The organism is Aestuariivirga sp. (assembly GCF_046294715.1).
Taxonomy (GTDB): Bacteria; Pseudomonadota; Alphaproteobacteria; order Rhizobiales; family Aestuariivirgaceae; genus Aestuariivirga.
In genome coordinates this window covers 91338-103426 of sequence record NZ_JBKBKI010000002.1, presented here as the reverse complement: position 1 = coordinate 103426, position 12089 = coordinate 91338, and the positions used below count along the sequence as shown (strand labels likewise).

Sequence of the window (12089 nt, the reverse complement as noted above, 5' to 3'; positions counted from 1 at the left end):
TGTTAGCGAACAGCCCTTCCTTCAACGAGGCTTCAATATGTCCAAGACCCCCAAGTCCGAGTCCAACGAAAACGGATCCGCAGCATCTGCTCCCGCCGCTTCGGACGAGACCGCGCAGAAGCCACAGGTCCAGCCCTCGGTCCGGGTGCTTGGCCAGTATCTGAAGGACCTGAGCTTCGAGAGCCCCAACGCCCCCCAGACGCTGGCGCCGCAGCAGTCTCAGCCCGACATCAACATCGCGGTCAATGTGAACGCCCGCACCCTTGGCGCGACGGAGTACGAGGTGGAACTTCACCTTGAAGCCAAGGCCACTTCCCAGGATAAGGTGATGTTCGCGGCCGAGCTCGTCTATGCAGGGAGCTTTCGTCTCGAGAATTTTCCGCAGCAGCTCCTGCACCCGGCCGTGCTGATCGAGTGCCCGCGCCTGCTGTTTCCCTTCGCCCGGCAGATCCTGGCGGAGGCGACACGCAATGGCGGTTTTCCGGCCTTGATGCTCGACCCGATCGACTTCGCAGCCATGTACCAGCGCCGGCTGCAGCAGCAGACGGCCGGACAGGCCTAACTTCGCCTTTGGGTCCACAAGGCGTGTTCACCCAGGCTCGCAATGAAGGCGGCGTGGGCCTGGCGTTCTTCTGGCGTCAGGCGGGAGGGTAGTGGCTGCGGCCGGGTGAGGCTGATCTGGGCCGCAACCATCCTCGTGGTCTGTTTGGTGATCGAAGTCTCGAGCACCAGCGCCGTCTGGCGGCCGCCGATCAGTTCGAGATAGACTTCTGCCAGCAGTTCTGAGTCGAGCAGCGCACCGTGCTTTGTGCGCTTGCTGTTGTCTATGCCATAGCGCCGGCACAGTGCGTCGAGGCTGTTCGCGGCACCCGGGTGTCTTTGGCGTGCAATGTGCAGCGTGTCGACCACCCGCTCCGGCGGAATCGCCGGGAGCCTGAGGAAGCCGAGCTCGGCATTGAGAAACGCGATGTCGAAGCTGGCATTGTGGATGATGAGGGTGGCATCCGCTATGAAGTCGAGGAATTCCTGCGCTATGGCGGCAAAGACCGGCTTGTCGCTCAGGAAGGTGGCCGAAAGGCCATGCACCGCCTCTGCCTCCTTCGGCATGTCGCGCTCGGGGTTGATATAGACATGGAAGCTGCGGCCCGTGGGAAGGTGATTGATCAGCTCCACGGCACCGATTTCGACGATCCGATCACCCGTTGCCGGGTCGAGACCGGTCGTTTCCGTGTCGAGAATGATTTCGCGGATCAATTCAGCCCCCCGACCTTGCCTTGAGATCGTCGATCACCCTATCCACCTCGCGGGCAGTATCAGCGAGGCTGACCGACGTGTCGACGACATAATCGGCGCGCGAACGCTTCTCTGCATCCGGCAACTGCCTTGAGAGAATGAAACTCAGCTTTTCCGCCGTCATCCCCGGCCGGGACAGCGCGCGCTGGCGCTGCAGTTCCGCTTTCGCCGAAACGACGATCACCACGTCGACCTCCTTCTCCCGCCCCGTCTCGAACAACAGGGGAATATCGAGAACCGCAATCGGCGACCCGGAGGCCTCTGCAGCCTCAAGAAAGACCTTCTGCCTCAACCTCACCAGAGGATGGACGGAAGCTTCGATCCGCTCGAGGAGCTCCGGTTGCTCCATCACCCGTGCTGCAAGCTTGTGCCGGTCCACGCTTCCGTTTGTCACGGCGGAGGGAACAAGGGCTGCAATGGCGGGAACGGCCTCTCCACCCTTGGCATAGAGTTCGTGCACGGCGGTGTCGCTGTCGAAGACGGGAATGCCCCGGGCCGCGAACATCCTGGCCGTCTCGCTCTTGCCCATGGCGATCGATCCTGTGAGGCCGGCAACGATCATCGCCTGAAATCCGGATCGATGTCGCGCGCGACGAGGTCGTGAAGCTCGGGGGTCACCTTGGGCATGACGCCGAACCAGAGGGAGAAGCCGCGCACCGCCTGATGCAACAGCATTCCAAGCCCCTCCACCACCACATGGCCGCGCCGAGCTGCTTCTTCGAGCAATGCCGTGCGCAATGGCGTATAGACGATATCCGTCACCACCGCCCTCTCGTCCAGCTTTGCGAGGTCGAGGTTCAGAGGGTCGTGGCCCTTCATCCCCAGGGAGGTGGTGTTGACGAGGAGGCGACATTCTCCGAGCTGGCTCGCCGCATCGTCCCACGCGACGGGCCTCACCCTTGCGCCAAAGCGCCTCCTCAGCTGCTCTGCCTTCTCGAGCGTGCGGTTGACGACGGCAACCTCCGCCGCTCCCTGCTCAATGATCGCGTTGACAACGGCAAGAGAAGCCCCGCCAGCGCCGAGCACAACGGCGCGGGCATTTTCCAGACGAATGCCGGGTACCGATTGCCGCAGGCTGTTGATGAAGCCCTCGCCATCCGTGTTCGTGCCCCATGTCTTTCCCTCGCGGAGATAGACGGTGTTGACCGCGCCAAGACGCTCTGTCGTTGCGTCGGCAGGAGCGACGAGCCGGCAGGCCGTCTCCTTGTGAGGAAGCGTCACGTTGCAACCGGCGAAACCATGCTCAGCGAGCGTGCGGAGAAACTGCGCCAGATCCTGCGGTGCCACGGGCCGGCGTTCATAGCGTCCCTCTATGCCGTGTTGATTCAGCCAATAGCCGTGAATGAGCGGAGAACGCGAATGCGCAATCGGCCAGCCGATGACGCAGGCCCTGATCATGAGGCGATCTCTCCCACCTCTCTCAAATGGGCGAGAAGCGGCAGAAGGGGAAGGCCCATGATGGTGAAGTGATCTCCATCCACGCTGTCGAATAGCTGAAGCCCGGGGCCCTCGATCTTGTATCCACCGACGGAGCCCGTGCAATCGGATTCCTTACGGTGAAGGTAATCTTCAAGGAATTCGTCCGTGAAGTTTCTCATTCGCAGGCGCGCGCTGTCCGTGTGATGCCATTCGACGCGACCGGCGCGGGCACACACGACGGCCGAAATGAGGGCATGTGTCCGCCCCCGCAGTTCGCGGAGTTGCCGGCGGCAGTCTTCACGGTCTCGCGGCTTCGCATATGCCTTCGCTCCCAGCGCCAGCACCTGGTCGGCGCCGACGATCAAGGCCTCAGGCCGACGCATCGAAACGTCCAATGCCTTCGCCGTCGCGAGCTGGAGCGCAGTTTCGACGGGCGACCAGGCGGGATGAGCGGCTACGAGTTTCCCTTCGTCGACGTGGGGCGCTGTCACCACAAAGTCGACGCCCGCATTGCGGAGAACGACCTGTCTCGTCGGACTCGTGGAGGCTAGTACGATCACTTCAGGCCTCCATCCGCCTAGTCTCGGAAAGCATGTTGAGAATGGTCGCCGCGGTCTCCTCGACGGAACGCCGCGTCACGTCGATCATGGGCCAGTCGTTGCTGGAGCAGAGGTTCTTCATCAGCATCAATTCGTCGGTGATAAGGCGCGGGTCGACATAGTCGGTTGAGCGGCTTTCCTTCAGCGACAGCAGGCGGTGGCGCCGGATCTGGGCAATTCTCTCCGCGCTGGCGATCAGACCGACGATCAGCGGTCCGCGCATATCGAGAAGCTTCCGAGGAGTGGGAATTCCAGGAACGATGGGGATGTTGGCGGTGCGAATGCCACGTTGAGCGAGATAGATCGAGGTGGGTGTCTTCGAGGTCCGGCTGACTCCCAGAATGATGACATCCGCCTTTTCGAGGTCTTCGATGTTTTGTCCATCGTCATGGGCCATGGTGAAGTTCAGCGCGTCGATCCGCCGGAAGTAATCGGAGTTGAGCGCATGCTGGCCGCCCACTTGTGGCCGCGACGTTGCATTGAGATATTGCGACAGCATGGAAATGATGGGATCGAGGATCGAGAGGCACGGAACGCCCATGGCCTCGCATTGCTGCTCGAGATGCCGGCGAATGTCGGGATTGATGAGTGTAAAAAGCACGATCCCAGGCTGCTCCTCGATTTCGCGAAGGGCTCGGTTCAGCTGCGATGGAGTACGAACCAGCGCGTAGATATGAGCAATGGGTCGGAAATCGGCGTATTGCGCAGCTGCCGCCTTGGCCACCGTGTTGAGCGTTTCGCCCGTCGCGTCGGAGACAAGGTGAAGGTGGAAATAGCGCTGCGAACCGGACTGGGGCATGGCTGTTGATGAGTTGTGGACGGGGGCGATATCCGGTGCCCGCCATCCGGCTCTCTCCGTTTTGTCCTGCGGGTATTCCACAGCTTGGACCATTCGGCAACCGACACTGCCGCGCTGTGGAGAACGGGTGGTGCCTTCCCCAGGCTGCGATCCAAGGTACGACTGCGTTAACGGTCTGTTAATACGTCTTAATCAATTCTTAACTTCCGGCAGGGGCCCCGCTGCCGGGGTAGGACTACTTGGCTGTGGACGATCATGGGATTGGGCTGTATCCCGCTTTCCCAGCCACAAGAAAAAACTACAAGAAGAGATAGAATGATAGATTTTAGGAGTGAAGCGCCGTCATCGCGGAGCGCATTGCTCGACGTTCTGATGCGAAGGCCGGCTGAGCGTCGGCCCGTCTGGTTCATGCGTCAGGCTGGCCGGTACCTGCCGGAATACCGCGCCGTGAGGGAAAAGGCCGGCTCTTTCCTTGATCTCTGCTACAATCCGGAGCTTGCTGCGGAGGTAACCCTGCAGCCTCTCCGGCGCTATGACCTTGATGCCGCGATCTTGTTCGCCGACATTCTGGTGGTGCCTCATGCGATGGGGCTTTCCTTGCGGTTTGCGGAGGGGGAAGGGCCCGTTCTGGAGACGGTCAGGAGTGCCGCGGACCTATCGCGGCTGAGACCGGTTGCGGGATCGCAAGAAGTGAAGCAGGTCTGCGGGACTGTGGCCTTGACGCGTACTCGGCTTGCCGAGGGCCGCGCTCTTATCGGCTTTTGTGGGGCACCCTGGACTGTGGCGAGCTACATGATCGCGGGCGGCAGTTCGGACCGGGTGACGGCCAGGATTGCAGCCTATCAGCGCCAGCAATGGTTCGTGCAGTTGATTCATAGGCTCGTCGACGAATCGGTCGATTACCTTTGTGCTCAGGCGGAGGCAGGAGTGCAGGCCGTGCAGATTTTCGATTCCTGGGCGGGCGATCTGGTGGGCACCGAACTGGAGGACTTCGTCCTTGGGCCGGTGGGAGCGATCGTCTCAGGGGTCAAAAAGCGGTTTCCGGAGTTGCCGGTCATCGTTTTCGCCCGCGGGATTGGGTCCAAGCAGTGCCGGGCGGCAGAACTGCCGGGCGCCGATGCCATTGGGGTCGAGACGGAACAGGACTTGGCAGAACTTCCGAAGCATGTGGTGGTTCAGGGCAATCTCGATCCCGTGGCCCTCCTTGCGGGCGAGGAAACCGTGAGGCGGGAGGTCGGGCGGATTTGCGCGTCCGTTGACCGGCGGCGGCATATCTTCAATCTCGGCCACGGCATCAGGCTCGGCACCGATCCGGCGATCGTGGGTGCCGTGGTTGATGCGGTCCGGCGGTTCGATGGCTGACACTTACCTTTGGTTGAAGGCGGTTCACATCCTCGCCGTGATCGCCTGGATGGCGGGGCTCTTCTACTTGCCGCGGCTTTTCGTTTACCACGCGGAGAATTCGGGTGTGCCGCAGGTCGTCGGGACGTTCAAGATCATGGAGCGGCGCCTGCTGAAGGCGATCATGCGGCCTGCAGGGCTTGTTGCCGTTGTCTCAGGCCTGGGTCTGATCTGGCTCGGATCCTGGCATAGCCCGGTGCCGGCCTGGCTGTGGCTGAAACTCGCTCTCGTATTGGGCATGCTTGGTTATCACGGCGCGCTGGAGCGGCATTCCGCCCGTTTCGGAGATGATAAGGAGACGGCCTCCGGCCGTTATTTCCGCATCATCAACGAGATTCCGACACTTCTCCTGATTGCAATCGTCGTGTTGGTGGTTTTGAAGCCATTCTGAGTTTGTTGTTGGCGCAACCGTCGCGAACGGCTATATTGTGGGTTCTTCGCATCGCTACGGCTTGATGCGTTCCCGCCCACTCGTTCCCGCCCCATGGCCGGAACTCCCCTTTTGTGAAAAGATAATGACCGCTATTGCCGAGCTGAAAGAAATCAAGCTTCAGGATCTAAAGTTGAAGACGCCGGCGGAGCTCGTCTCGCTGGCGGAGGAGCTGGAGGTCGAAAACGCCAGTGCACTCCGGAAGCAGGAGCTCCTCTTCGCGATCCTGAAGAACCTTGCCATCCGGGACGTCGAGATCATCGGCGAGGGCGTGGTGGAGGTGCTCCAGGACGGGTTTGGCTTTCTTCGCTCGCCTGATGCGAATTATCTCGCGGGTCCTGACGATATCTATATCAGCCCGAGCCAGATCCGGAAATTCACTCTCAGGACAGGCGATACGGTTGAGGGACAGATTCGCAGCCCTAAGGACGGGGAGCGCTATTTCGCCCTCGTCAAGGTCAACCGGATCAATTTCGAGGATCCGGAAAAGACCCGACACAAGGTGCATTTCGACAATCTCACGCCGCTCTATCCAGACGAGAGGCTGGAGATGGAAACTGCGGATCCGACGAAGAAGGATTATTCCTCCCGGGTGATCGACATCGTTTCTCCGCTGGGAAAGGGGCAACGCGGCCTGATCGTGGCTCCGCCCCGCACGGGCAAGACGGTTCTGTTGCAGAACATCGCCCATTCGATCACCGCCAATCACCCGGAATGCTATCTCATCGTGCTGCTGATCGACGAGCGGCCGGAGGAGGTCACCGACATGCAGCGATCGGTGAAAGGTGAGGTGATCAGCTCCACTTTCGATGAACCCGCCTCACGCCACGTCCAGGTTGCGGAGATGGTCATCGAGAAAGCCAAGCGCCTTGTCGAGCATGGCCGTGACGTGGTCATCCTGCTGGATTCCATCACGCGGCTCGGGCGGGCCTACAACACCGTGGTTCCCTCCTCTGGCAAGGTTCTGACCGGCGGTGTCGACGCAAATGCCCTTCAGCGGCCCAAGCGCTTTTTCGGTGCTGCCCGCAACATCGAGGAGGGAGGCTCTCTCACCATCATCGCGACCGCGCTGATCGATACCGGAAGCCGCATGGACGAGGTGATCTTCGAGGAATTCAAGGGTACGGGCAATTCGGAGATCATCCTGGACCGCAAGGTGGCGGACAAGCGGGTCTTCCCTGCTATCGACATCCTGCGTTCCGGTACGCGAAAGGAAGAGCTGCTGACCAAGGCGGACCAGCTGAAGAAGACCTACGTGCTGCGCCGCATCCTGAACCCGATGGGCACCGTGGACGCGATCGAGTTCCTGCTCGACAAGCTGCGGCAGACGAAGACAAACAGCGATTTCTTCGATTCGATGAACGCCTGATCTGTCTGACAGGCCGGTCCAGTCGACAAGAGGCCGGATGGCGACGAGCGATACGATTTTCGCACTCTCGTCGGGAGCGGGGCGGTCCGCCCTGGCGGTGGTCCGCCTGTCGGGCCCGCGTTGTGGGGACGTCCTGCGCGACCTGGCGGGGGGCGTGCCTGAGCCGCGGAGGTTCGCTGTCCGGCAGCTGCGCGATCCGCATACATCCGAGCTTCTCGACATGGCAGTGGTGGTCTGGTTGCCTGGCCCCCAGTCTTTCACTGGTGAGGATTGCGCAGAGTTTCACCTGCACGGCAGTGGAGCCGTGGTCGCGGCGATGCTCGAGGTACTCGCCTCTCGCGACGGGTTGCGGCCGGCGGAGCCGGGCGAATTCACGCGGCGCGCCTTTCTGAACGGGAAGATGGATCTCGTCGAGATCGAGGGTCTTGCGGATCTCCTGGAGGCGCGCACCGCTCGTCAAAGACGGCAAGCTTTCCAGCAGATGTCAGGCGAGGCAAGTGCCATGTTCGAGTCGTGGCGTGGACGCCTCTTGTCCATCCGCGCAAACATCGAAGCGGCATTGGATTTCTCGGATGAGGCGGGGGTATCGGAGGCGGCTCACGCGGTCATCGATCAAGACATCGCGGAACTCCTGCAGGAGGTTAAGTCCATGCTGGATAAATCCGGGTCGACAGAGATCGTCAGGCAGGGAGCCCGGGTGGTGCTCGCTGGCCTGCCAAACACTGGAAAATCGAGTCTTCTCAATGCGATTGCAGGGAGGGAAGCGGCGATTGTGTCGGAGCATCCCGGCACGACCCGCGACTCGATAGAAGTGATGCTGGACTTGCGAGGGATGCCGGTCATCCTGACCGACACGGCCGGCTTGAGAAGCGATGTGGTCGATCCAGTCGAGGCGGAAGGAATTCGCCGCTCGAGGGTGCGGATGTCGCAGGCGGACGTCGTGGTCTGGGTGTGGTCGTCAGACGTCGAGGGAAGTGAGCTCGTGGATGGTAGTCCCGCGCCAGACTTCGTGGTCCAGTCGAAATGCGACGTATCTTTGAGTGCGCCCCGATCCTTTCCTCAAAATCAACGCGTGTCTGCCCGCACGGGCGAAGGCATTGAGAAATTCCTCGACTCTCTCACGTCTCTCGTGAAAGAACGTTTCGGTTCCGTGGAGTCAGCTTTGCTGGTATCCGCTCGGCAGAAGAGTGCAGCCCGGCTCTCGATTCGCTTCCTTAACGAAGCCCTGGGGTGCGGGAGAGACAATCTGGAGTTGAAAGCAGAGGAAATTCGACGCGCAACGGATGAGATAGGACGGCTCACGGGCCGCGTCGATGTCGAGGAATGGTTAGGCGCCATTTTTAACCGGTTCTGCATCGGCAAGTAGATTGTTGTTTCACGTGAAACGCGCGACGTTTTGATTTTTCGCGGGCAATGTCTTATGACGCCGGCATGAGCAACTCATTCGATGTGATCGTGGTTGGCGGCGGGCATGCAGGCGTGGAGGCCGCAGCTGCAGCAGCTCGGGTCGGGGCGCGTACAGCTCTGCTGACGCACCGCGCGGATACCATTGGTGAAATGTCTTGCAATCCCGCCATAGGCGGCTTGGGAAAGGGCCACCTGGTTCGCGAGATCGATGCACTGGATGGGTTGATGGGCCGCGTTGCCGACAAGGCTGGTATCCAGTTTCGATTGCTGAATCGATCGAAGGGGCCCGCGGTGAGGGGCCCCCGGGCCCAGGCCGACAGGGGGCTTTATCGCAAGGCAATGCAGGAGGCGGTTTGCCAATTCGATAACTTGGCAATCGTCGAAAGGGTCGCCGCCGGATTGCTTCTGACGTCTGGTGCCGTTTCGGGCGTGGTATGCGAGGATGGTACCCATTTAAGCAGCGCGACGGTGGTGCTTACCACTGGCACGTTCCTCAACGGTCTGATTCATATCGGAAATCGGCGGATTCCTGCCGGCCGTCATGGTGAACCCCCCAGCCTTGGATTCTCGCAGCAATTGCGAGATGCGGGTCTGCTTCTCGGCCGCCTGAAAACCGGCACACCCGCAAGGCTTGATGCGCGAACGATCCAGTGGAACATCCTGGAGGAACAGAGGGGAGATGACCACCCGGTACCCTTCTCTTTCCTGACCCGACGCATCACGACGCCTCAGGTCTCATGCTTCATTACCCACACGACAGCGAAGGGCCATCAGCTCATCCGAGACAATATTCACCGCTCGCCCCTCTATTCCGGTCAGATTGAGGGAGTAGGGCCACGTTACTGCCCCTCGATCGAGGACAAGGTCCAGCGATTTGGACAAAAAGAATCACATCAGGTCTTCTTGGAGCCGGAGGGCTTGGACGATGATACGATCTACCCGAATGGTATTTCGACGTCCCTGCCGGAAGACGTGCAGGAGGCCTTCCTCCGCAGTATTCCGGGTCTTGAGAGCGTGCGGATCAAGCGATGGGGATATGCCATCGAATACGATTATGTCGATCCCCGCGAGCTTGCCGCGTCTCTCGAGGTGAAGCGCTTGCCTAATCTGTTCCTGGCGGGGCAGATCAACGGAACGACGGGATATGAAGAGGCGGCCGCACAGGGGCTCCTTGCAGGCCTCAATGCGGCGAGAAAGGCTGGACGGCAGCCGCCGCTGATCCTCGGTCGCGGCCAGGCTTACATCGGCGTGATGATTGACGATCTGACGACCCGGGGGGTCGCAGAGCCCTATCGGATGTTCACCTCCCGCGCGGAGTATCGGCTAAGCCTGAGGGCAGACAATGCGGACTTGCGTCTAACCCCCATTGGAATAGATGCGGGCTTGATTGGCCGGACGCGGAGAATTGCTTTCCTCAGAAGGGAGGAAGCGATCCGAAGGGGCCTCGAGCAAGCACGGAACTGTACCATCACGTCGGGCGAAGCGGCTCGAAGAGGCCTGAAGGTCAACCAAGACGGACTGAAGCGGAGTGCAATTGACCTGATCGCCATGCCGGAAGTCGGTTACTCCATGGTTGCGAGACTTTGGCCAGAGCTCGCGGCATTACCGCCGGATGTTGTCGAGGCACTCGAGGCTGAAGCGGCCTACGCCGGTTATCTCGCTCGACAACATGCGGAGATTGCCGCATTGCGGCGCGAAGCTCAGTTATCCCTTCCCTCTTCTTTGGATTATCGAGGGATGCCGGGCTTGTCGGTTGAACTGCGCCAAAAGCTGGTGCAAGTGCAACCTACGACGTTGGACCAGGCGTCGCGCATCGATGGAATGACTCCGGCGGCGCTGGCCATTATTCTCGGCCACATCAAACGGCGTGGAAGGACGGCCGCTTGACCGGGTCCGATCCTGATTCGATTCTGGTCCGGTTCAATGTTTCACGTGAAACACGGAGGCGGATCGAAGCCTATGTCGATCTACTGCTCTTGTGGCAGTCCAAGATAAATCTTGTCGGACCTGCAACGATCCCACAGCTGTGGGAGCGGCACATTGCAGATTCACTTCAGCTTATCCCGCTCTTGCCCCGGCCGACACGCAGCATCGCCGAATTGGGATCCGGGGCGGGCATCCCGGGGCTGATCTTGGCAATCGCCGCAGACCTCGAGGCCCATCTCTATGAAAGCAACGGCAAAAAGGCCGCCTTTCTGAGGGAAGCCGCACGGTTGACAGGAGCCAGGGTCCACGTTCATGCGATCCGGCTCGAGTCTCTGCGGCAGGGAGGAGAAACCCCAAGGGTCGATTGCGTCGTCGCCAGGGCCCTGGCACCGCTCTCGCTTCTTCTGGATTACGCCGAGCCGTTTCTGTCACAAGGTGCTATCGGTCTATTCCACAAGGGACAAGATGTGGACGCCGAATTGACCGAGGCTACCAAATGCTGGAAGATAAAACATGTGAAGCACCGGAGCCAGTGCGATTCGCGCGGCGTCATACTTGAGATCGATGAGGCAACCCGTGTCTGATTCTCCCGTCGGCCTTCCTCCTCGTCCTGGTCAGCCGCGCATTCTTGCGGTCGCAAACCAGAAGGGCGGCGTGGGCAAGACGACAACGGCGATCAACCTCGGCACCGCGCTTGCTGCAGTGAACGAGAGTGTGCTGATCATCGACCTCGATCCGCAGGGGAATGCCAGTACCGGGCTCGGAATTCAGCGTCGTACGCACCAGAAGTCGACCTACCACGTGCTGATGGGGGAAGCGGAGCTGGGGGACGTCGTCGTCGAGTCAGGCATTCCGCGGCTTCACTGCGCGCCGTCCACCATGGATCTCCTCGGAGCAGAGCTAGAACTTGCGAGCATCGACCGCAAAACGTATCGCCTGGCGGATGCCATCACGGCACTCTGCAAACGAGCGCTCCCGAACCGAACCTACAGCTACATCCTCGTGGACTGCCCGCCTTCCCTCAATTTGCTCACGATCAACGCCCTCTCGGCTGCCGATGCCATTCTCGTTCCACTGCAATGTGAATTCTTCGCCCTCGAAGGCCTGAGCCAGCTCATCAAGACGGTGGACAGAGTGAAGACGAGCTTGAACCCGCGCCTCACCATACAAGGCGTGGTACTCACCATGTTCGACCGGCGCAACAATCTTTCGGAACAGGTGGCCGAGGATGTGCGCAGCGTATTGGGCGACAAGGTCTATCAGACCGTTATTCCCCGCAATGTGCGGATCTCGGAGGCGCCATCCCATGGCAAGCCGGTACTGCTCTATGACAACGCCTGTGTGGGATCGCAGGCCTATATCAGACTCGCCTCCGAAATCATACGGCGGGAGCGCGACCTGCGCGCCGCCTGAGCGATTCGACCCCGGAACATAGCAAGAGAAGCA

General features: G+C 60.6%; 13 protein-coding genes. 8 read left to right on the top strand and 5 right to left on the bottom strand.

Annotation, left to right across the window (positions count from 1 at the left end; translation table 11 throughout):
- The first annotated feature begins 37 nt into the window (after window positions 1–37).
- Complete coding sequence (secB, locus tag ACK4HL_RS02230; protein ID WP_409756309.1) at window positions 38–562, top strand: protein-export chaperone SecB; 525 nt, start codon at window positions 38–40, stop codon at window positions 560–562.
- Here the strand turns inward: secB and dnaQ are convergent.
- The 5 genes from dnaQ to ACK4HL_RS02205 are packed head-to-tail and all read right to left on the bottom strand — an operon-like array spanning window position 559 to window position 4110.
- The gene (gene dnaQ, locus ACK4HL_RS02225) at window positions 559–1251 is read right to left on the bottom strand and encodes a DNA polymerase III subunit epsilon (protein ID WP_409756557.1); all 693 of its coding nucleotides are present in this window, start codon (window positions 1249–1251) and stop codon (window positions 559–561) included. The genes secB and dnaQ overlap by 4 nt on opposite strands.
- Window positions 1252–1255: 4 nt before the next feature.
- Window positions 1256–1855, bottom strand: coding sequence for a dephospho-CoA kinase (gene coaE / locus ACK4HL_RS02220; protein ID WP_409756307.1), 600 nt, complete (start codon window positions 1853–1855; stop codon window positions 1256–1258).
- A complete protein-coding gene (locus ACK4HL_RS02215) occupies window positions 1852–2691 on the bottom strand; it encodes a shikimate dehydrogenase (RefSeq protein WP_409756306.1) in 840 nt (279 codons plus the stop codon). Before ACK4HL_RS02215 ends, coaE begins: the two co-directional genes overlap by 4 nt.
- Entirely contained in the window at window positions 2688–3272 is a 585-nt protein-coding gene (locus ACK4HL_RS02210; protein ID WP_409756304.1) for a Maf family protein, read from the bottom strand. Before ACK4HL_RS02210 ends, ACK4HL_RS02215 begins: the two co-directional genes overlap by 4 nt.
- A 1-nt stretch (window position 3273) precedes the next feature.
- Window positions 3274–4110, bottom strand: coding sequence for a pyruvate, water dikinase regulatory protein (locus ACK4HL_RS02205; RefSeq protein ID WP_409756556.1), 837 nt, complete (start codon window positions 4108–4110; stop codon window positions 3274–3276).
- A 357-nt stretch (window positions 4111–4467) separates the two neighbouring features.
- On the opposite strand from ACK4HL_RS02205, the gene hemE reads away from it, so the two are divergent.
- The 7 genes from hemE (at window position 4468) to ACK4HL_RS02170 (ending at window position 12056) form a co-directional block, all read left to right on the top strand.
- Entirely contained in the window at window positions 4468–5472 is a 1005-nt protein-coding gene (hemE, locus tag ACK4HL_RS02200; RefSeq protein ID WP_409756302.1) for a uroporphyrinogen decarboxylase, read from the top strand.
- Complete coding sequence (hemJ, locus tag ACK4HL_RS02195; RefSeq protein ID WP_409756555.1) at window positions 5465–5902, top strand: protoporphyrinogen oxidase HemJ; 438 nt, start codon at window positions 5465–5467, stop codon at window positions 5900–5902. The genes hemE and hemJ overlap by 8 nt, the downstream gene beginning before the upstream one ends.
- Before the next feature lie 142 nt (window positions 5903–6044).
- Window positions 6045–7310, top strand: coding sequence for a transcription termination factor Rho (gene rho / locus ACK4HL_RS02190; protein ID WP_409756554.1), 1266 nt, complete (start codon window positions 6045–6047; stop codon window positions 7308–7310).
- A gap of 37 nt (window positions 7311–7347) precedes the next feature.
- Window positions 7348–8676, top strand: a complete 1329-nt coding sequence (mnmE, locus tag ACK4HL_RS02185) for a tRNA uridine-5-carboxymethylaminomethyl(34) synthesis GTPase MnmE (RefSeq protein WP_409756300.1) — start codon at window positions 7348–7350, stop codon at window positions 8674–8676.
- A gap of 47 nt (window positions 8677–8723) precedes the next feature.
- Window positions 8724–10604, top strand: coding sequence for a tRNA uridine-5-carboxymethylaminomethyl(34) synthesis enzyme MnmG (gene mnmG, locus ACK4HL_RS02180; protein WP_409756298.1), 1881 nt, complete (start codon window positions 8724–8726; stop codon window positions 10602–10604).
- Window positions 10601–11227: a 16S rRNA (guanine(527)-N(7))-methyltransferase RsmG gene (gene rsmG / locus ACK4HL_RS02175; RefSeq protein WP_409756296.1), complete on the top strand. Its 627-nt coding sequence runs from the start codon at window positions 10601–10603 to the stop codon at window positions 11225–11227. The genes mnmG and rsmG overlap by 4 nt, the downstream gene beginning before the upstream one ends.
- The gene (locus tag ACK4HL_RS02170; protein WP_409756294.1) at window positions 11208–12056 is read left to right on the top strand and encodes a ParA family protein; all 849 of its coding nucleotides are present in this window, start codon (window positions 11208–11210) and stop codon (window positions 12054–12056) included. The genes rsmG and ACK4HL_RS02170 overlap by 20 nt, the downstream gene beginning before the upstream one ends.
- Window positions 12057–12089: the final 33 nt, after the last annotated feature.

Excerpts from the sequence above, each read along its gene's own strand:
- secB (WP_409756309.1), top strand. The coding sequence starts at position 38 with ATGTCCAAGACCCCCAAGTCCGAGTCCAACGAAAACGGATCCGCAGCA.
- coaE (WP_409756307.1), bottom strand. The coding sequence starts at position 1,855 with ATGATCGTTGCCGGCCTCACAGGATCGATCGCCATGGGCAAGAGCGAG.
- ACK4HL_RS02215 (WP_409756306.1), bottom strand. The coding sequence starts at position 2,691 with ATGATCAGGGCCTGCGTCATCGGCTGGCCGATTGCGCATTCGCGTTCT.
- ACK4HL_RS02205 (WP_409756556.1), bottom strand. The coding sequence starts at position 4,110 with ATGCCCCAGTCCGGTTCGCAGCGCTATTTCCACCTTCACCTTGTCTCC.
- hemJ (WP_409756555.1), top strand. The coding sequence starts at position 5,465 with ATGGCTGACACTTACCTTTGGTTGAAGGCGGTTCACATCCTCGCCGTG.
- mnmE (WP_409756300.1), top strand. The coding sequence starts at position 7,348 with ATGGCGACGAGCGATACGATTTTCGCACTCTCGTCGGGAGCGGGGCGG.
- mnmG (WP_409756298.1), top strand. The coding sequence starts at position 8,724 with ATGTCTTATGACGCCGGCATGAGCAACTCATTCGATGTGATCGTGGTT.
- ACK4HL_RS02170 (WP_409756294.1), top strand. The coding sequence starts at position 11,208 with ATGAGGCAACCCGTGTCTGATTCTCCCGTCGGCCTTCCTCCTCGTCCT.